The sequence below is a fragment of the Chitinophaga lutea genome (genome assembly GCF_003813775.1).
Lineage (GTDB): Bacteria > Bacteroidota > Bacteroidia > Chitinophagales > Chitinophagaceae > Chitinophaga > Chitinophaga lutea.
The window spans coordinates 1,478,486-1,498,361 of record NZ_RPDH01000001.1 but is presented as its reverse complement, the minus strand read 5'-3'; the positions used below and the strand labels follow the sequence as shown (position 1 = coordinate 1,498,361).

The following is a 19,876-nucleotide window of genomic DNA, read 5'->3' as shown; positions in this document are numbered from 1 at the left end:
GGTGTGAGCCCGGCTTCTGTTGATTCCGCCTGTCCTATAAAAATATCCCGCCTGATGCTTCTATGCGTTGGGCATTCACCCATTTCGATTCGTCGCTGCAGAGGAACGCCACCACGCTGCCGATGTCGTTGGCCTGTCCCACGCGGCCCAGCGCGGTTTGCCCGGCCAGGAAGCCGTTCATCTCCTTGTTGTCCCTTACCGCTCCTCCGCCGAAGTCCGTTTCGATAGGCCCGGGCGCTACCACATTCGCACGGATGCCTCGGGCGCCCAGCTCTTTCGCCATGTAGCGGGTGAGGGTTTCTATCGCGCCTTTCATGGCCCCATATGCGGAGTAACCGGGTATGCTGAAGCGGGCCAGGCCGGAGGACAAATTGATGATCCCGCCGCCGTCCGCCATGAGGGGCAGCATTTTTTGCGTGAAGAAAAAGGTGCCTTTCAGGTGGATGTCCATCAGCTCGTCGAACTGGGCTTCCGTGGTATCTGTGAACGGCACATGGATACCGATGCCCGCATTGTTGACGAGGTAGTCTATCTTATCCGCACCCAGTTGCCGCAATGCGGCATGCAGCCGGCTACTGAAATCATCGAAGCTTTTTACATCCCCCACGTTTAATTGCAGCGTTGCCGCTTTGCGGCCCGTGTTGGCGATGGCCGCCGCTACATCCTGCGCGTCCTGCGCGTTGTGATGGTAGGTGAAAATCACATCCAGGCCTTTTTCAGCCAGCGCCAGCGCCATGTTTTTTCCCAGCCCGCGGCTGCCGCCGGTTACCAGCGCTATTTTTCTTTGATCGTTGCTCATGATTACATTGTTTTGAAGTAACGGTACAAAGGTCGGCACACGGCGGCTGGTAAAATTGTCAGCATCACACCAATAATGGTATAATTCCAATAATTGCCCGGCGTTATGTTTTTGTTTTCCGGTACGGCATCCCCGGAGCGTTATCGGGCGCAGGAAGGGCGCCACGCCAGTTGTGCGCCAGAAGGGCTTCCGCCGCGAATAAACGCCGGGGAATGGCCTAAAATGGCTAACTTGCGCGAAATTAGTGTTCCCGATGCCACTGAAGAAAGGAAAATTGGCGGGCTGGGGCAATTACCCCGTTGCCGAGTCTTATATCTTAACCCCCCGCAGCGAAAACGATTCCAGGGATGCTTTAAAAGACGGCCCCGTGATTGCCCGCGGACTGGGCAGGAGCTACGGCGACCAGGCGGTGAATGAAAACCGCAACGTGGTGCTTTGCACCCATCTCAACTATTTCATCGCCTGGGACGACACCACCGGCGTGCTGGAATGCCAGGCCGGCGCCAGCCTCGATGAGATCATCTCGGTATTCGCCCCGAAAGGCTGGTTCCCGATGATCTGCCCCGGTACGAAGTTCGTCACCCTCGGCGGCGCCATTGCCAACGACATCCACGGCAAAGCCCACCACACCGACGGTTCCTTCGTGAATTGCGTGCTTTCCTTTACCATCCTGCTGGCCGACGGCAGCATCGTTACCGCGTCGCGCACGGAAAATGCGGACCTTTTCTGGGCCAACTTCGGCGGGCTGGGCCTGCTCGGCATCATCCTCACCGTAAAAATGCAGCTGCGCAAAATAGAAACCACGTATTTCCGGCAGAAATCCGTGCGCATCAAAAACCTCGATCATATGCTGGCAGCGCTGGAGGAATATGATCACACGTACAACTATTCCGTTGCCTGGATCGACGCGCTGGCGAAAGGCAGCAAGCTGGGCAGCGGCGTACTCACCCTCGGCAACGGCGCTGCATTGCATGAATTACCGGAGAAGCTGAGACAGGAGCCGCTGAAACTGCACCGCTCCGGGAAACTGAGCGTTCCTTTCTTCCTTCCCGGTTTTGCCCTTAACGGCCTCACGGTGCGTATCCTCAACAAAGTGATCGCCTTCGTGCAGAACTCCCCGAAAGCGTTTGTGCATTACGATAAATTTTTCTTCCCCCTCGATGCCATCAACAACTGGAACAAAGGCTACGGTAAACGCGGATTTGTACAGTACCAGTTTGTGATACCGGAAGAGAACGGCAAACGGCATCTCACCGAAATCCTCAACATGATCGCCGATAGCGGTTGCATGCCGTTTTTGAACGTATTCAAGAAAATGGGCGACGGCCAGGGTATCCTGTCGTTCCCGTTCCGTGGCTACACGCTGGCGATCGATTTCCCCGTAACTCCTCAACTGCTGGCCTTTACCCCGAAACTGGATGCGAAAGTGCTGGAATACGGCGGCCGCCTGTACCTCGGCAAAGATGCGCTGCTCGATGAAAAAACGTTCAAGGCCATGTATCCCCGGTACACCGAATGGCTGGCCGTGAAACGGAAATACGATCCGCAGAACAAATTCAGTTCCGATATTTCAAGACGATTAGGGCTGGAATCATAGGGCTTTTCCAAGAAGTCGCAAACCGCCCCACAAATGTCGTGATAGCACACCATCGAATCCGGTGGACGGGCTTATGTTTGCATTGTTAAACCTGACTAAAACCAGAAAACAATGAAAAAGCTTTTTGCACTGCTGTTATCTCTTTGCACGTTCGCCGCCGTGAACGCCCAGACGCAACAACCCCTCGCCACTTTAAAATCGTCCGGTTATGCACCGGTGAACGGCCTCAAGCTGTATTATGAAATCCACGGCGAAGGCGAGCCCATCGTATTGCTGCACGGCAGCTTCATGACCATTAACCTGAACTGGAGCCAGCTGATCCCGGAACTGGCGAAAACCCGTAAAGTGATCGCGCTGGAAATGCAGGGGCACGGGCACACGGGCGACATCGACCGCAAGCCCACCTACCCCGCGCTGGCGGATGATGTGGCCGGCCTTCTCAAACACCTGAAAATTGACAGCGCCGATGTGCTCGGTTACAGCCTCGGCGGTACCGTTGCATTCCAGCTGGCCATCGCACATCCGAAAATGGTGAAAAAACTCGTGGCGCTTTCCACCGTATACAAAATGAACGGCTGGCGGCCGGAAGCGGTGGAGGCTTTCAAGACCTTCACACCCGATATGTTCGACGGCTCGCCGCTGAAAGCCGTATATGAGAGTGTTGCGCCCAAACCGGGCGACTGGAAAAAGTTCGTCACGAAGTACATGCAGCTGGACCAGGTAGATTTTAACCTCGGCGAAAACAATATCAAAGGCATCAAAGCCCCGGTATTACTGATCATGGGCGATAACGACGGGGTGGACATGACGCACAAAACCGACATGTACCGGCTGCTGGGTGGGGACATCTTCGCAGACATGGCCGGCGGTGTGCCGAAATCGCGCCTCGCCATTTTTCCCGCCACAGGCCACGTAACGCTCATGATGGAAACGGAAAAGATCATGAACGTCACCACGCCGTTCCTGAATAATACGCCACCTGCGGAAATCAAATTCTAAAAAAAAGAAACGCCCGGTACTGCCGGGCGTTTTTTATTGCTTTTGAAAATGCGGTGGTGGCCGGTGTGTTTTCCCGTTTACCAGGAACCGGTGAATATTGCCGGTTGTTCATTTTTTATATGCCAGCAGCCGCAGGGCATTGAACACCACTACGAGGGTGGAGCCTTCGTGGGCCATCACGGCCGGGCCGATAGACGCTACGCCGAAGATGGTGAGCGGCACCAGCATGGCTACTACGCCCAGGCTGATCACGAGGTTTTGCCGGATGATCTTTTTCGCTTTGCGGCTGAGGCCGATGGCGAAGGGCAGCAGGGTGAGCTGGTCGCCCATCAGCGCAATGTCGGCCGTTTCCAGCGCCACATCGCTGCCGGCCGCGCCCATGGCAATGCCTACGGTGCTTTTGGCCATGGCGGGCGCATCGTTCACGCCGTCGCCGATCATGGCGACTTTGTTTTCCTGTGCGGCCAGTTTCTGAATGGCGGCTACCTTCTGTTCCGGCAACAGGTTGCCCCAGGCTTCGGTGATGCCGGTTTGCGCGGCGATCGCTTCCGCCACCTGCTGGTTGTCGCCCGTGAGCATCACCATTTTGCGGATGCCTGTTTGCTGCAGTTTTTGGAGGGCTTCTTTGGCTTCCGGGCGGGGAGTGTCCATGACGGCGATGATGCCGGTGAACGTCCGGTTTTGCCGTATCACCATGGTGGTATTGCCGGCTGCTTCCAGTTTCTTCACGGCCTCCTGCAAGCTGTCCGGCAGGGGCACGTCTCCGAGGGAAGTGAACAGCGCGATGTTGCCGATGAAGATGTCGTCGTTGCCCAGCCTGGCTTTGATGCCTTTGCCGAGTACGGCTTCCATGCCGTGCGCGGGCGGGATGATTTCATTGCCCAGCCTGGTTTTCCCGTCGCGCACGATGGCTTTGGCCAGCGGGTGGTCGCTGAGGGCTTCCACGGCTACGACGGTTTTCAGCAGTTCGTTTTCCGTCAGGCCCGTGAGCGGCACGATGCTGGTGAGTTTCGGTTTGCCTTCCGTGAGGGTGCCGGTTTTATCGAATGCGAGGGCGGTGAGGGTGCCGAGGTCTTCCAGCGGCCGGCCTCCCTTGATCAGCACACCCGCGCGGGCGGCCCGCGCCACGCCGCTCAATACCGCGCTGGGCGTGGAGATGGCCAGCGCACACGGGCTTGCGGCTACCAGTACCGCCATTGCCCGGTAGAAGCTGACTTTGAAAGGCTCGTCGATCACCACAAAAGCAAAACACAATAACGCCACGAGTATCAATACGGCCGGTACAAAATACTTTTCGAATCTGTCGGTGAACTGCTGGGTGGGGGATTTTTGCGTCTGCGCTTCATTCACCATTTTGACGAGGCGGGAAAGCGTGGAGTCGCCGGCTGTTTTGGTGACTTTTATTTCAAGTAGTCCGTTGCCATTGATGGTGCCTGCGAATACCCTGTACTGTGCGTCGAGCTGCGCGGCGGCTTCGATACCGATGCCGGCGTCCGCTACCGCCACTTTATCGACAGGGATGCTTTCACCCGTGATGGGCGCCTGGTTCACGCTGCTGCTGCCGTTCACCACAACGCCGTCTGCCGCGATTTTGGTGTTCGGGCGTACGATGATGATATCACCTTGCCCGAGCGCTTCTATTTTAACTTCTTCCGGTTGCCCGTTCGTTTTCCGCAAGGCCGTTTTAGGGGCCAGTTCCGTGAGCGCGGCGATGGACTTCCGCGCTTTCTCCATCGCAAAATGTTCCAGTGCATGCCCCAGGCTGAACAAAAACAGCAGGAGCGCCCCTTCCGCCCAGCTGCCGAGGATAGCCGCGCCGATAGCCGCCACCAGCATCAGGAAGTCGATCTCAAAACCGCCCTTCCGGATAGTTTCCACCGCTTCTTTCGCTGTGAAAAAGCCGCCGAAAAAATAGGCGGCGATATAACAGACCAGCGGAACAAGGGCGGGCATGGCGGGGATGCGGGAAAGGGCAAACCCGATACCCAGTAACGCGCCGCAGGAAATACTGAATATCAGTTCCGTGTTCTTTCCGAAAATGCCGCCGTGTGCATGTTCGTGCCCGGGTTCCCCGTGATCGTGATTGTGGCCATGGGCATGGCGGTGGTCCGTTATCCGGAGCCCTTCTTTTTCAAGGAGGGTATATACTTTTTCTTCGCTGACCTGTTCCGTGTCGAATTCGATCATTACCTGTCCCGCCGCAGATACGGCAATGGAGAGAATGCCCGGCGTGCCGCTGATGGCGGCTTCGATGAGGCGCGTCTGCCGCTGATGGCGGATGCCTTCCACGGATGCCAGGATGTGGCCGTAGCGTTGCGAGATGCCGGCCCCTGCCTGCCGGGCCATGTTTTCCACCCGGTCTACCGTAATGATGTCAGGATTGTAGTGAAAGCACAGCTGCGGTTTGTCGCCCGGTATGATGTGCGCTTTTTCGATGCCCTGCCTGCCTTCCATGATGGCGATGATGCGTTGCACGCAGGCGTCTTTTTCGTCGGGGATGTCGGGGAGGATGAGGTCTATGTTGATTTTTAGTTTTTCCATAGCAGCAGATGGGTGGGTTCGTTGAAAATATATCCATGGCCGGTATGCCGCTAAAGTAAGACAATCGGCGCATTGGCTTCCCCGAAATCTTTGTATCACAGTTGCAAAGTAACCGCTACGGGTGGTTCTTCCGGGGCGGGGGATGCAGTGTTTCCTGTCGATGTAAGGGAACGGCGATGACATTGTTCTGGCGGATCTGCTTTGACGCAGGGGGACAGTGAAGTGACGGCCTCCTTTCATTGAACCGGGCGGCTTGCATACATCGAATCTTTGCACTATATTTAATAAGACCCTTTTGTTAGGCCCGTGCTTAAGACAACCCTGCGTTTTTTTTCACCCTAAATACAATTCCACTATGAAACGATTCACACTTGTTTTTGCATTGCTGGTATGCGGCCTGCTGATGCTGCCCGGAGCGGCCAATTGCATCTCTAAGAAAAAGTCCCTGAAAATTGCGAGGAACATCAAAACGGCGACCGGCACCATTACTTTTTTCGAGCTGATGTACGACCCTGCTTTTAATGAGGTATGGGTGTACTATTACTATGTGGGCACACCCTCGGCGGTCACCTACAATGTATGGGGCAACGGCCTGATCAACGGTTTCGCCACTTACAGCGACTACATCAATTACAGCGACGTGTACATCTCGCACCGCTTCGCGGACGATGACCTGTATTGTGCCGGCGACCTGGAGGGCGAAGTGGTATGCGACAATGGCGCGTACGCGTACGCCACCACGTCGTTTGAATGGCCCGACTGCTGTCCGGAATGCGTGACGGAATAGTTTTTACAGAGGCGCTCAACCGGGCGCCTCTTTTTATTGGTACCGATGCGGCACTTTAGTCCGGTATTCAAACCCCTGCACTTCAACGCAGTATCAGAACAGATTTTATAGCTGGCGGCGGATCACTTTGCCAAGCCCTGTGTTTTTGATCGTTCCTTGTATCCGATAATGCCTTAACCCGCAACTGATATGGTCAAATTTCATAAAACTGCATCTGTGCACCGAATTATATTTTGCCGAATTTTAAGCTGCACGAATATTGATAGCCATGAACGATCTGCAAAATATCTACATCATTGGCGCCGGTGCGATCGGCAAAACGCTCGCGGTAGCGCTGCGGCTGGAAAACAGGAAGGTGTACCTGCTGCGGGGCAGTGTGGACGACGGGTTGACGGAAACGCGTACCCTGCAGGTGATACCGGAAACCGGTGACACAATTGAAGCAGCGGTTGAAGTGAGCTCGTTCAGCCAGTTTTCCGAATTGAATGGTGTAATTGTGCTGACCAATAAATCTTACGGTAACCGGCGGCTGGCGGAAACGCTGCGGCAGAAAGCCGGCAATTCCCCGCTTGTTTTATTGCAAAACGGTTTGGAGGTAGAACAGCCCTTCATTGAGCTCGACTACCCGGCGGTTTACCGGTGTGTGCTGTTTGTGACGGCGCAGACGGTGAGTGAGAATGCGGTGCGGTTCAAGCCGGTGTCCGTATCTCCCATTGGAATCGTACGGGGAACAGTGGCGGGCCTCCATGAAGTGGTGTCGCTCCTCGATAGCGCCCGTTTCCAGTTCAAAGCGGACAATGACATTGAAACGATCGTCTGGAAAAAAGCGATCATCAATTGTGCATTCAATTCCGTATGCCCCTTGCTGGATATCGATAACGGCATATTCCACCGCAACGAAGCAGCGCTGGGCATAGCAAACCGCATCATCACAGAGTGTATGGCCATTGCCCGTGAAAAAGGAATTCACCTCGATGCCGGCGAAGTGGAGCAAAACCTGTTGCGCATCAGCCGCTCATCTGACGGGCAGCTGATTTCCACCTTGCAGGACATTAAGAACGGCCGCGAAACGGAGATCGATACGCTGAACCTGGCGATCGCCCGGATGGCGAAGGGGTTGGGGATGGAGGAGGCGGTGAGGGAAACGGCATTGCTGGGGGAACTGACGAAAATAAAATCAGGGTTGTGACAGCGGTGCTGATCACGTTGATATGCTCAACACCTCCATGCGTTGAAGGGATGTATTGCGCATTGATCGGGAGTTGAACAGGGGCAGTGCGTCTGTTTATTTCCTGAGCATCTTATCCACCCACTTATTGGTTGCATCCACCAGTAACGACATCACATCCGTTTTGCCCGCCTTAAAAGAATGGTCCGCTCCTTCAAATTTGACCAGTGTGGCTTTGCGCAGCGATTTGCACACGTTTTCTATCAGGTCCCATGTAGCCAGGGTGTCTTTGGAGCCCTGAAGAAAAAGCATCGGTATTTTCAGCGCTTTCAGATGGCCTGCCCGATCGATGGACGGTTTGCCTGCGGCATGCAACGGAAATCCGTAAAAGATGATGCCTTTTGCCGGACTTTCCGGGCGTTCTGACAGGTATTGGGAGCTCATTCTTCCCCCGAAAGATTTGCCGGACGCAAACAACGGCAGGCCGGGATTGAGCTCTTGCGCCTTTTTGATGGCGGCCTCAATGGTCGCATGTGCTACAACCGGTGAATCGGGCCTGCCTTTTTTATTTTCGGCGAAGGGGAAGTTGAACCGCAGGGTGGCGATGCCGACGGCTGAAAGGGCATTGGAAAGGGTTTCCATAAAGGAATGGTCCATCCCGGCGCCTGCCCCATGGGCCAGCGTAAAGATGCATTTAGCATTCGCCGGGGCGATGTACCGGGCTGAAACGGAGCCGATTACCGGAGAGACTTTTATTTTGAGAGATTTTGTGCTCATAGTGAGGGCGAATTTAATGCAAAGTACACATTAAATGGGTGTAGAAGGTGCATTGAAATGACCGGGCTTTTGTGTAAATTCATTGAACGGCGCAGTGTCCGGATTGTATCTGTCTTGCCCGTATGCTGTATAAAGTATGTGTGCAACATCAATATCTCTATCATGAAACCGACACTATCCCTTCCAGTCATCATGCGAAGGCTCATCATGGTTCTGCCGGCCCTGTTCAGCTGCTTGTTTTGTTACGGGCAGGCGGAGCTCAGGCCGGATTTCGAAAAGGCCGTGAAGTTATTGCGGGAAGAGAATTTCCGGGAGGCCGAAGGGGCTTTTTCGGATGTTCTGGGCAAAGCCACCGCAGATAAACTAAAAAAACACTGTTTTATCTACCGTGCATTTTGCTATAACGGGCTGGGAGAGTACAAGAAGGCCGTTTCGGATTTAGATCGGGCCATAGCACTGGATGCTTCAGATCTGGCTTCGTATATAGACAGAGGGAAATCCAAAGCATATGCAGACGATTTGGAAGGCGCTCAAAAGGATTTTCAATACGTATTGACTAAAGACAGTACTGAGAAACAAGGGCAGGCTGCCTTGTTTTACCTCGCCAGGATTTGCGGCCAGCAGCAGCAATTTGTACAGGCGGTGCGGTATTACGACAGGTGTTTGTCGCTCGATGCAAACGATGCCGAACCTTACTTCAACCGGGGCGCGTCAAAAAACATGTTGATGGACCTTGCAGGCGAAATTAAGGACTACGACGCTGCTATCCGGCTAAACCCGGACTACAAAGAAGCCTATGCAAACAGAGGCGTTGCGAAAATCAATCTGCTGACGGGGAAAGGGAATCTTAAACCCACCAAAAAACAAACTAAAGAGGCCTGTGAGGATTTACGGAAGGCAAAACAACTTGGCGATAACGCGGTCGATGATATGCTTTTCCTTTATTGTGACAAAGAATAGGATGGCGTTTGGATGGCAGAAACCAATGCCGGATAAAACAGCCGGTTGTTTGCCGCGAAGTTTAAGCAAGCACAAAAGAACATCAATATGCCCCGATCGGTGGAACTGAAAAACATTGAAAATGAATATCTGGCAGCAGTCAAACAGTTGATCGGGGCAGGCTCCGTATTAACGCCCGACGATGTTATCGGACTTTCAAAAACACTGTACGATGAAATCAAGGTCAAAAGTATTTCAAACGGGAAAAATCCGCATGATGACATGCTGCTGTTTCAATATGGTACTTACGATTGGGGTGACGAAACAGGCGAGCATTTCAGCTTTGATATCACCCGCCAGTTTTCGAAGCGGGACGATATGTATCAGCTCGCACTGACCTTAATTTTTGAACCGGGGCCCTTTAAGGGACTGAATAGTTACAATTCCTGGATCATTGATTTTGGCGGTACGGATGAGTGGATTGCCAATATCAGAACCACCCGGGGGTATCGCCTGGCCCAACTGCAAATTCCGAAAACGTATAAAGTCCACTTCACGGAAGTGTAACACGAACTAACCTTTGATATAGGTATTCACCACAATCCCGCTCCTGTAGACCACTGATTTTGCCAGTTTCAGGTATTTTTTCCCTTTGAAAATACTTAAACCATTACCCAGACTGATTGGGTTGATAAACAAATTGTATTCGTCAATGAGGTCATGTTCAATCAACGCGCTGACGAACTGCGCGCCACCATACACAATGATGTCTTTTCCATCCTCATTTTTGAGCTGGTTTACGGCAGAAACAATATCCCCATTTTCAACAGTTACATTTTTGCCGCTGATTGTTGATTGACGCTTGCTGAAAGCAATCTTGCGCATCCGGACCATTTTTTGGGCAACCGGCTGTTCCGGGCTGTCGGGTTCGTTTTCTGCTACATTTTCCCAATAGCTGACAATTTCATTAGTTGTTTTGCTGCCCAATATCATGGTGTCGCTTGTTTCGAGGAGATTGCCCATGAATTCGCCCAATGGCAGATCCGAACCAATTGTGCCGATCCAACCAGCTGTCCTTCGGGCCCTGCAACGAAGCCATCGAGGCTCATGTGCATCTGTAGTTTGAGTTTTCGCATAACGTGCTGTTTTGTGTATGGTAAAGATAGGTTCGTTCAATCAGGTAAACAGGGTATGATTCCGACATTATAGGGGACGTTTGCGTAATTATGCCTGAGACGTGCCGGGGCTGGGATATGCCTATTTCACCGGTTCTCTTAAAATGGTCTTCAATTTACCGGGCTCGGTTTTCCTGAAGTCCGATAAATAAATTTCGTGATGAAGCCCGTTCCGCGATAATTTGTGTGTTTCGATGAAGGCCCCTATTTGTTGCAGTGACTGAGGTTCCGTGGAAAAAGGCCCGACATGCAGCATTTGCACTGATTTTCCCTCACTCATCGTAAAGTATTCAACTTTCCCGGCAAGCGCCGTTTTCTTTTTAGCAAGAACGGTTTCTTTGGCTTTTTCAAGGTCATGTTCCGCAACAAAGTCCGGCAATCTTATCAACAGGCGGTATTCCCATTCGCTTCTCGGGACTTCTACGGACGAACTGGCAATGGTCTTGTTGCAGAATTTTTCTTCGTCAAACCACCAGAGCCCTTCCAGTTTCGAAACAACGAAGTCTTTTTCCTTTGCTTTGTAAATGAATTTTAAGGCATAGGCAACTGTATAAAGTGCTTCAATGTTGTCAGTGAATTGTTGGCCGGAGGGATCTCCTTTGCCGCATATTGATATGAATTGGGCATTTTCGATTTCCACCAGTTCCGGCTTGGGTTTAGCGGTAAAATATGACTTGTGCTTTTTTGCGAGATCGAGCTTTTCCATTTTGAGTGATTTTACATTACACAGTAAAGCTAAAATCGGGCTGTGACAACCCTATGTCAGGAGGGGAATATTCTCTCCGGAGCTCATTCTGCTATCGCCGGGCAAAGAAGTCTCCGGGATGTCAATTATTGGCGGCACAAAAAAACCGGAAGCTCTTTTTGAAAAAGCTTCCGGGTTTTAAATGCAGTCCCCCAAAAGTCTCAGGCTCGAATCTGATCTTTCCGGACTTGGGGGAATTAAGCGTATTGTCGGATAGTTCAGGTCTATGGAAAATACGGGATTACAGCAGCCTGCTTTTATATTTCCCGCGATGTTGGTGTGAATTCGCACCCTGGTTTTTGGGTCTGTTGAACCGAATGGTTGTTATCGCTTCAGGGTATATCAATACCGATGCGTTAACCGGTACACAAACCGTTCAGGCTCGCCTATTACCCCTGCTGCCACCATCCGGTTTTTGCGTACATCCGAATTCCAATAGGCATTGGCTTTGGCAGTATCGGTCTGGGCGGTAACCACTACTACTTTATGATTATCGTCCACATCATGACCGTAGGCTCTTACAATGATGCCATTGTCCAATCTGTTCTGCTTGCCTTCCTCAAATGCTTTCAGCCAGGTATCCCAGTCCTTGACTTGAAATGTTACCCTTGACCGGATGTCTGTATCGACAGGAGAGGTATCCTGGAAGGTGATCGTAATAAAACTGAATGAGGGAGTGCCTGTTACTCCGCCTTTTTGCATGGCCATTTTCAGACTGGCGTCTTTGGCAAAAGCTTTGGCTTTATCCATATCTCCTACTTTCACAACTACCAGTACCATATTGGAATCCTGTACGCCGCGGCCGATTATATAACTGTGTATCTGATTGGCCAACCGCATTGAATCGTGCGCATCGTAAGAGGCTTTCCACTTTGCAAAGTTGGCCACTTTATGTACTGCTGTCATCATACTTTGCGGTGTGTTAATGATGGTATTTGAGGCGGGCTCGACGTTAACGCCAGCATTGTCTGCTTCCATCGCAGTGTCTTTATCAGTTTTTTTTCCGCCTCCGTTACAGGAGGTCAGGAAAACTGCTGCTGCTGAAAAAAGCATCCAGGTAAATCGGAACTGTTTCATGATTTTGGTTTTAACAATTGAAAAATACGGGGATAGGAAGGGGTTGCCTGGGAGAGGAAGACCTAACAAAGGTAGCGTATATTACCGTGTTGGCCGCGATTTTGAATAAAAAAGGTGCCCGGATGGACACCTTGGGATGGTGAGGTTGTAGCCCGGACAAGAATCGAACTTGTATCTAAAGTTTAGGAAACTTCTATTCTATCCATTGAACTACCGGGCCATACCGCTGTTAGCGGGAGGGCAAAAATAAGCGTTTTTACCAATTTTCCTCAAATTTTATGCATAAATCCGCTCAATCGCGTCCCTGTACTTTTCCTGGATCACCTTTCGCTTGAGTTTAAGGGTAGGGGTCATTTCACCTCCATCCACCGTCCATTCGTGGGGCATCAGCTCGAATTTTTTCACCTGCTCGATGTGGTTGAAGAACTGGTTATACTGCTCCACCGACTGCCGGTACAGCTGCTGCACTTTGGTGTCGTGAAGGGCCTTTTCCGGGCCGGGATAGCTGTTGCCCTGTTGGGCGTACCAGTCTTCCAGGTTGCGGAAATTGGGCACGATGAGGGCGCCGGTGAACTTGCGGTCGGAACCAACCACCATGATCTGTTCGATTAACGGCGATTCCCGGAATTTGTTTTCGATGGGCTGCGGCGCCACGAATTTGCCCCCGGATGTTTTGAACAGTTCTTTTTTGCGATCGGTGATTTTGAGGAATTTGCCGTCGGCCAGCACCCCGATGTCGCCGGTATGGAACCATCCGTCGGTGATGGCATCTGCCGTGAGGTCGGGGCGTTTATAGTATCCCATCGTAATGTTGGGGCCTTTACAGAGAATTTCCCCGTCGTCCGCCAGTTTCACTTCTACATTGCTGATCACGGGCCCCACCGTACCGAACATCCTGTCTTTTTCAGGCATACGGTTTACGGCGATCACGGGCGAGGTTTCGGTGAGCCCGTACCCCTCCAGGATGGGAATGCGTGCGGCGGTGAAGACGCGCAGCAGCCGCACCTGGCAGGCGGCTGCACCGGTTACGATGCATTGCAGCTCGCCCCCGAGGGCTTCCCGCCATTTGCGGTACACTAGCCGGTCGGCCAGCGTCAGTTGTATCCTGTACCAGGGGGTGAGGGGTTTGTTGATCTCGAATTGCCTGGCCAGGTCGAGCGCCCAGAAAAAAATCGACCGGCTCATGCCGCTTAGCGCCATGCCGCGGGCATTGAGCTTTTCGTAGATTTTTTCGAGGAGGCGGGGCACGGTGGTGAAAATGGAGGGTTTTATTTCCTTCAGGTTTTCGGAGATCGTGTCCATGCTCTCCGCATAGTAAACGGACACGCCGGCGGTGAGGTACAGATAGGTGACCATCCTTTCGAAAATATGATTGAGGGGCAGAAAGCTCAATGCCCGGCCGTTGCTGCTGACGGGCAGCAGGGGCAGGCAGCTTTCCACGTTGCTCATGATATTGCGGTGGGAGAGCATCACGCCCTTGGGTACGCCGGTAGTGCCGGAAGTATAGATGATGGTGACGAGCTGTTCCGGCTCAATTGCCTCCCTGATGGCGATTATACGGTCTTTGTCGGCCTCCTGCGCGAGGGCGGTGAGGGCGGACCAGTGCTGCACATCCGGGATACGATCGTAGGAACAGATCTCGCGGAGCTGGGGGAGTTTGCTGCGCAACGCCTGCACTTTCCCGAACAGGTCTTTGTTGTTCACGAACAGCACACTGGCGCCAGAGTCGTTGAGCACAAATTCAAGTTCGGGCTCGCTGATGGTGGGGTAGATGGGCACCAGCACGGCGCCGATCTGCTGGCAGGCCATGTCGGTCAGGATCCATTCGGGGCGGTTGAAGCTGATGAGGGCGATTCTGTCGCCTGCTTTTACGCCCGCGTGCAGAAGGCCGGCGCTGAAACGCCAGGTGATATCGGCCACTTCAGCGGTGCTGTACAATTTCCAGGCGCCATCCTGTTTGGCGGCCATCATATCGGATTTGGAATAGTGGGTCAATTGATGCGTAATCACATCAAAAAGGCGGGTGGGGAGGTGCATGATGAAAAGGTTGAATTAAATGCCACGCTGTTGTTTTTCCTGCTGCAGTTTTTCGTATTCACGGGTTGCATCGCCAAACGGGTCCCGGTGAAAGGCGTTGTAATACGCAAACGCCAGGCCCAGTCCCCATCCAGCCATCGGCCATACCGGCCAGGGCACACCGTCGTGCTGGTCGCTGGTCAGAAACCATATGGCCCACAAAAACGCGTTAATGATAAGGTAGGTCATCAGGTGGGTGCGGAATCCGGCCCGGGCTTTGGCGATGCGCCACAGGCGTTCATCTCTTTTTTGATTCGTTTCCATAGTCGTGTATTTAGGATCGGAGATCTTACTAAATATACTGAAAAAAAAGGAGCGGGACAGCTAAAATGCCGCCCCGCCCGCTATTTTGTAACGATTTCGAAACGGATGTTGACGATGGAGTTGATCAGCTTATCCTGTACCGATTTGTCGGCCCGGTAGGTCATACCCCACTGGGTGCGATCGATGTTAAAATCGGCGGTGGCCATCACCTTGCCATCTTTCCGCACGATTTTGGCCGGGAAACTGATGTTTTTGCTCACGTCTTTGATGGTGAGGTTTCCCTTGATGGTATAATTGGCGTCTTTCAGCAACACATCTTTGCCGGCTGTGGCGGGATTGAATTCCTGTACCTCGGTGATCTCGAACCGGGCCGCCGGGAATTGCGCGGCATCAAAGAAATTGGGGCCGAGCAGTTCGGTTTCCAGCTTCTTTTTCATGTCGGGCTGCGTAGCCAGGTCGATATTGCTGAGGCTGCGGATGTCTATCACGAATTGCCCACTGGTCAGCACACTGTCTTTCATATGCAGTTCCCCGCTGCTGAACCTGAAGGAGCCCTTGTGTTCGCCGGTAGGTTTGGTGCCTATCCAGAACAGGTGGCTGGCGGCGGTATCGAGCCGGTGGTGATGTCCGTTTTCGTCGGGCTGTTTGACGGCCTGTACGTCGGTCACTTCCGCCTTGTCGGCTTTCGGAGCCTGCTGGCAGGCCGCAGCCAGGATTGCCATGAAAAAAAGTAGCCTGATGTGTGTGCGCATAATGTGGTTTTTATTCCATGTATGTTCTGTTGCCCACCCAAACAAATCGCTTCACAATAAATTCCTGGTTCGTAAAACTGGCATTGCCGGCCGGGTTGCCACCCGTAACGTGAAAATCGGAAAACGCGGCATGCTGGTTGACCCATATGAAGCCGGTAAAGTTGAAAGACACGGGCGTGAACACGCTGTTCATCGCATCGGCGATCCTGTCTTTTGCCGTTTCATCGGTTGTGTAAGCCGCGCAGGTAATGGCGCCGTGTTTGGCGGCCATTTGCCGGGCCAGCTGAATCGAGTGGTCGGTATCCCTGGTTTTGATCAGGAGGATGACCGGGCCGAACAGTTCCCTTTCGTAAATGCTGTTATCTGCCGAGCTGACCTCCACGATGGTGGGGGAGAAAGTGCGGGCGTTTTTATATTCTTCGTTCACAACCGGCGTGCCGCTCAGCACCACTTTCCCGCCGATGTTATGGGCTTCTTTGGCGCGCTGCACGGTGGCCTCATTCTGCAATGCGCCGAGCGTGCCGGCACCCATTTTCGGATTATTGACGAGGGCCGTTACGGCGTCTTTGAGCCGGGTTGCCACTTCATTAAACGGAATGTTCCCATTGGGCGTGCGGATGCCTGATTCGGGGATGAAGAAGTTCTGCGGCGCGGTGCACATCTGGCCGGAGTAAAGGCTCACGGAGAAGGCGAGGTTTTGTACCACGGCGTCGATGTCTTTCGCGGAATCGAGTATCACGGAGTTGACGCCGGCTTTTTCGGTGAACACGGTTTTGCCGTGAGCTGTGAGGGATTCGACGTAGTTACCGAAGCCGCTGCTGCCGGTGTAGTCGATCAACGCCACATCGGGGTGCTCGCAAAGCTCTTTGGTGATGAGGTGTTCGCTGGTGTCCGTTGCGAGCTGGCAGGTGTACGGGTCCTGCCCGTTTTCTTCCAGCACCTGCTGAATCACCGCCACCACGATGGCGATCGGCAATACGGCCCTGGGATGCGGTTTTACGAGCACGGCGTTACCGGTTATGAGGTCGGCATAAATACCGGGCAAAGAGTTCCATATCGGGAAAGTGGAGCAGCCGATCACCAGGCCCAGCCCTTTAGGCACGGCACGGAATGACTTTTCGAGGCGGATGCTGATTTTGCCCATAGGTTTTTCCCAGGTCTGTTTTTCAGGATAGGCCTGCAACTGCTGGTAGCCCATGGCGATGGCTTCAAGCGCGCGGTCGTTCGCATGCGGGCCGCTGGCCTGGAAGCTCATCATAAAACTCTGGCCGGTGGTGTGCATGGTGGCATGGGCGATCTCGAAGAAGTGATGCTGTATCTTCTCCAGCGTTTCGGTAAGGATGCCCGCTCTGTCTGCGACGCTCAGCTGCGCCCAGCGCTGGCCGGCACGTTTACCGGCTTTCACCAGTTCTTCCACGTCGACGAGCGGGTAGGTGATGCCCAGGGCTTCGCCGGTGTAAGGGGATACTTCTTCGCCCGCCCAGCCGGCAACGATCTTTTGCTTCAAACGTGGAAACGGCTGCTGCAGCAGGCTTTTGAAGGAGGCTTCGCCCTGCGGGGGCGCTTCTTCTCCATACGCTTTCGGGTGCTCGGGGTACTGGGCGTAAAAAGTTCTGTCGTGGTTGGCTTTAACCGCGTTGTCAATAATGTTTTGGTGTTTTGCGATCAGCATAAGCTCTATGTTTAGATGGTTGTTGTAATTAAACGCGGCCCTCTATGCTGTTCCTTTCGCCCGTGCTACTTGATCACCGCCAGTTTGCCGGTGTTGTAGAACTCATCTTCCCGCAGTTTCAGCGGGTGGTTGCGCTGCCATGTGGAGAAGGCGTCGTAGTTGGTTTTGTTCAGGGTGGTCCAGGCTTTGTATTCGGCCTGGTTCGCTACGGGACCGAACAGCCATTGGTTGTATGACTCGAACATACCTTCTTTCAGCAGGTTGCGCTGAAAATCAAAGAGGGCGTAAGGATAGCGCATCGCGTGAAAATTATACCAGTCGAGCAGGAAACGGGTGCGCAGCATGATGAGCGACTGTGGCTCGATGCCGTTGGCAATCACGCTCACCTGTTTGGCGATGGTGCTTTTGAAAGCATCCATGAACCCGCTTTCGGAACCGCTCTTTTTGGATTTTTTATCGTTTTCGGCCGGCACACTGTCGAAAATGGCCGGGTCGTCGAACAGTTTTTTATAGCACTCCACCACCACTTCCCTGATCTCGGCGGTCCTGGTGGTGTAACTTTCCAGGTTGACGAAGGTTTCGCCGTAGAGGATGGCCCAGATGGGCTCTTTGGTCCACAGATAGCTCCGCGCGGCATGGTAATAGTTGCCGGGGAAATTGGGGTCGGTTTCAATGCCCTTTACCCATTGCTTCAGCGCGCCGTCGAAGTTTTTCATGTTCTGCAGCAGGTCCCCGTAGTCGTTGTACAGCTCGCCGCTTTTCGGGAACTTTTTGAGACCGCGGATGTAGAGCTTTTCCGCTCCTTTCCAGTCCTGCTTGCTCTGGTAAATGTTACCGGCAATCTGGAACAGGTGGATGTCCGCGTCTTTTTTATCGACCAGCGGCGACACCACGGTGTAAGCGCGATTATAATCGCCCTTCAGGTAGTAGGCAAAAGCGAGGTTCTTTTTCAGCTGGATATCGTCCGGGGAGTTCTGGATAGCCTGGTTCAGTACCAATATCGCATTGGCATAATCTCCCGTCCGCAGGAAAGAATTGGCGGTTTGCTGGAGCTCGGCATTGTCCTGCGCCATGCTCCATTGTACCGTTAATATCCCTGCGAGCACAAGGGTCCACTTTTTAGCAACCTTTTGCCATTCCATCATTCAGTGCGTTTTATGTAAATGTAAGAAAAAAGCGCCGACCCCGGATCAAGGCGGGGCCAACGTTTCAGATGATAATCAGATCAAATGTGTTAAGAGGCCGTCGCGCAGCTTGGGCTCGAACCAGGTTGACTTCGGGGGCATTACGTTACCGCTGTCGGCGATATCGAAAAGCTGCCCGATCGTAACGGGGTAGAGGGCGAAAGCGACCTGCATCTCGCCGCTGTTGACCCTTTTCACCAGTTCGCCGAGGCCGCGGATGCCGCCCACAAAATCGATGCGTTTGTCGGTGCGGGGATCTTTGATGCCCAGCAGTTTGTCGAGCACGTTGTTTTGCAGGATGGTCACGTCCAGGATGCCGATCGGGTCTGTCGTGTAGGTGCCTTCCTGGGCCACGAGGCGGTACCAGGTGCCGTCGAGGTACATGCTGAACTCATGCAGCATGCTGGGTTTCTGCTCGTGGTGACCGATGGGCTCCACGATGAAGTCGTACTCGAGCTGCGAGAGGAAATCTGCCTTGCTGTGACCGTTCAGGTCTTTGACGAGGCGGTTGTAGTCGAGTATCGCCAGCTGGCTGGCGGGGAATATGGTGGTGAGGAAATAATTCAGGTTGGCGCTGCTGTGAATGTTTTCGTTGGTCGCTTTTTGCACCAGCGCGGCGGAAGCGGCACGGTGATGCCCGTCGGCAATGTACGTGGCGGGCACCTTGGTGGCGAACAGTTCGGTGATCTGCTCGCCGGTGGCAGCCTCGTCCACCACCCAGATGGTGTGGGCAATGCCGTCGTCGGCGATGAAATCATATACCGGCGCATGCCGTTGCTGCCAGTGATCGATGATGGTGTTCAGTTCGGGCACATCGTCGTACGCAAGAAACACGTTACCGGTCTGGGCGCGGGTGTAGGTAATGTGGTTGATACGGTCCAGTTCCTTGTCCGGGCGGGTGAATTCGTGTTTTTTGATGATGCCGTTGTTATAGTCGTCGATGGACGATACGCATACCAGCCCCGTCTGGGCCCGGCCGTCCATCACCAGTTTATAGATATAATAGCAGGGTTGGTCTTCATGGAAGAGTGTTCCCGCATCCCGGAGGGCCTGCAGGTTTTCGGCGGCTTTCAGGTATACAGCCTCGCTGTGCACGTCTGTGCCGTCGGGGAGGTCGATTTCGGATTTGGATACGTGGTAGAATGAGTTCGGGTTACCGGCAGCTTCGGCTGCCGCTTCTGCGGAATTCAATACATCATATGGCCGTGCGGCTACTTCTTTCGCCAGGGCTGGTTGTGGACGCAGCGCCCGGAAGGGTTTGATAATTGCCATGATCTTGTATTTGCGGTTAGAAGGGGTAAAAATAAGAAAAGCAGGTATAAAA

The 19,876-nt window shown here is 53.2% G+C and carries 18 protein-coding genes and 1 tRNA gene; 6 read left to right on the top strand and 13 right to left on the bottom strand.

Annotated elements, in window-relative coordinates:
• Positions 1 to 34: 34 nt before the first annotated feature.
• A complete protein-coding gene (locus EGT74_RS05845; RefSeq protein WP_123845583.1) occupies positions 35 to 799 on the bottom strand; it encodes an SDR family NAD(P)-dependent oxidoreductase in 765 nt (254 codons plus the stop codon).
• A 253-nt stretch (positions 800 to 1,052) separates the two neighbouring features.
• On the opposite strand from EGT74_RS05845, the gene EGT74_RS05840 reads away from it, so the two are divergent.
• Together EGT74_RS05840 and EGT74_RS05835 are read left to right on the top strand one after the other, a co-directional pair.
• On the top strand, positions 1,053 to 2,396 hold the full coding sequence (locus EGT74_RS05840; protein ID WP_123845582.1) for an FAD-binding oxidoreductase: 1,344 nt from the start codon (positions 1,053 to 1,055) through the stop codon (positions 2,394 to 2,396).
• A 111-nt stretch (positions 2,397 to 2,507) separates the two neighbouring features.
• Positions 2,508 to 3,395, top strand: coding sequence for an alpha/beta fold hydrolase (locus EGT74_RS05835; protein ID WP_123845581.1), 888 nt, complete (start codon positions 2,508 to 2,510; stop codon positions 3,393 to 3,395).
• Positions 3,396 to 3,503: 108 nt separating this feature from the next.
• On the opposite strand, the gene EGT74_RS05830 is transcribed toward EGT74_RS05835, so the two are convergent.
• Positions 3,504 to 5,936, bottom strand: a complete 2,433-nt coding sequence (locus EGT74_RS05830) for a heavy metal translocating P-type ATPase (RefSeq protein ID WP_123845580.1) — start codon at positions 5,934 to 5,936, stop codon at positions 3,504 to 3,506.
• Positions 5,937 to 6,291: 355 nt separating this feature from the next.
• Between EGT74_RS05830 and EGT74_RS05825 the strand changes: the two genes are divergently transcribed.
• Positions 6,292 to 6,723, top strand: coding sequence for a hypothetical protein (locus EGT74_RS05825; RefSeq protein WP_123845579.1), 432 nt, complete (start codon positions 6,292 to 6,294; stop codon positions 6,721 to 6,723).
• Between the two features lie 268 nt (positions 6,724 to 6,991).
• Positions 6,992 to 7,912 carry a ketopantoate reductase family protein gene (locus tag EGT74_RS05820; protein WP_123845578.1) on the top strand — a complete coding sequence of 307 codons (921 nt, stop codon included), beginning with the start codon at positions 6,992 to 6,994 and terminating at the stop codon, positions 7,910 to 7,912.
• A gap of 96 nt (positions 7,913 to 8,008) precedes the next feature.
• Here EGT74_RS05820 and EGT74_RS05815 read toward each other — a convergent pair whose 3' ends face one another.
• The gene (locus EGT74_RS05815; protein WP_123845577.1) at positions 8,009 to 8,668 is read right to left on the bottom strand and encodes an alpha/beta hydrolase family protein; all 660 of its coding nucleotides are present in this window, start codon (positions 8,666 to 8,668) and stop codon (positions 8,009 to 8,011) included.
• A 162-nt stretch (positions 8,669 to 8,830) separates the two neighbouring features.
• Between EGT74_RS05815 and EGT74_RS05810 the strand changes: the two genes are divergently transcribed.
• Complete coding sequence (locus EGT74_RS05810) at positions 8,831 to 9,628, top strand: tetratricopeptide repeat protein (RefSeq protein WP_158618020.1); 798 nt, start codon at positions 8,831 to 8,833, stop codon at positions 9,626 to 9,628.
• Positions 9,629 to 9,673: 45 nt separating this feature from the next.
• Positions 9,674 to 10,174 (top strand): hypothetical protein, encoded by a 501-nt coding sequence (locus tag EGT74_RS05805; protein ID WP_123845575.1) that lies wholly within the window; start codon positions 9,674 to 9,676, stop codon positions 10,172 to 10,174.
• Positions 10,175 to 10,180: 6 nt separating this feature from the next.
• Here EGT74_RS05805 and EGT74_RS05800 read toward each other — a convergent pair whose 3' ends face one another.
• The 10 genes from EGT74_RS05800 to EGT74_RS05755 form a co-directional block, all read right to left on the bottom strand.
• Positions 10,181 to 10,783 (bottom strand): dihydrofolate reductase family protein, encoded by a 603-nt coding sequence (locus tag EGT74_RS05800; protein WP_220392816.1) that lies wholly within the window; start codon positions 10,781 to 10,783, stop codon positions 10,181 to 10,183.
• Positions 10,784 to 10,864: 81 nt separating this feature from the next.
• Positions 10,865 to 11,488, bottom strand: coding sequence for a GyrI-like domain-containing protein (locus EGT74_RS05795; RefSeq protein ID WP_123845574.1), 624 nt, complete (start codon positions 11,486 to 11,488; stop codon positions 10,865 to 10,867).
• A 381-nt stretch (positions 11,489 to 11,869) separates the two neighbouring features.
• Positions 11,870 to 12,604 (bottom strand): hypothetical protein, encoded by a 735-nt coding sequence (locus EGT74_RS05790; protein ID WP_123845573.1) that lies wholly within the window; start codon positions 12,602 to 12,604, stop codon positions 11,870 to 11,872.
• Positions 12,605 to 12,752: 148 nt separating this feature from the next.
• Positions 12,753 to 12,824: transfer RNA gene (locus EGT74_RS05785), tRNA-Arg, on the bottom strand.
• A 56-nt stretch (positions 12,825 to 12,880) separates the two neighbouring features.
• A complete protein-coding gene (locus EGT74_RS05780; RefSeq protein WP_123845572.1) occupies positions 12,881 to 14,641 on the bottom strand; it encodes an AMP-dependent synthetase/ligase in 1,761 nt (586 codons plus the stop codon).
• Between the two features lie 15 nt (positions 14,642 to 14,656).
• Positions 14,657 to 14,944 carry a 2TM domain-containing protein gene (locus EGT74_RS05775; RefSeq protein ID WP_123845571.1) on the bottom strand — a complete coding sequence of 96 codons (288 nt, stop codon included), beginning with the start codon at positions 14,942 to 14,944 and terminating at the stop codon, positions 14,657 to 14,659.
• 80 nt (positions 14,945 to 15,024) lie between these two features.
• The gene (locus tag EGT74_RS05770; RefSeq protein ID WP_123845570.1) at positions 15,025 to 15,696 is read right to left on the bottom strand and encodes a YceI family protein; all 672 of its coding nucleotides are present in this window, start codon (positions 15,694 to 15,696) and stop codon (positions 15,025 to 15,027) included.
• Positions 15,697 to 15,706: 10 nt separating this feature from the next.
• Complete coding sequence (paaN, locus tag EGT74_RS05765) at positions 15,707 to 17,368, bottom strand: phenylacetic acid degradation protein PaaN (RefSeq protein WP_123845569.1); 1,662 nt, start codon at positions 17,366 to 17,368, stop codon at positions 15,707 to 15,709.
• A 65-nt stretch (positions 17,369 to 17,433) separates the two neighbouring features.
• Positions 17,434 to 18,513: a tetratricopeptide repeat protein gene (locus tag EGT74_RS05760; protein ID WP_123845568.1), complete on the bottom strand. Its 1,080-nt coding sequence runs from the start codon at positions 18,511 to 18,513 to the stop codon at positions 17,434 to 17,436.
• Positions 18,514 to 18,588: 75 nt separating this feature from the next.
• Complete coding sequence (locus EGT74_RS05755) at positions 18,589 to 19,824, bottom strand: DUF1015 domain-containing protein (RefSeq protein ID WP_123845567.1); 1,236 nt, start codon at positions 19,822 to 19,824, stop codon at positions 18,589 to 18,591.
• Positions 19,825 to 19,876: the final 52 nt, after the last annotated feature.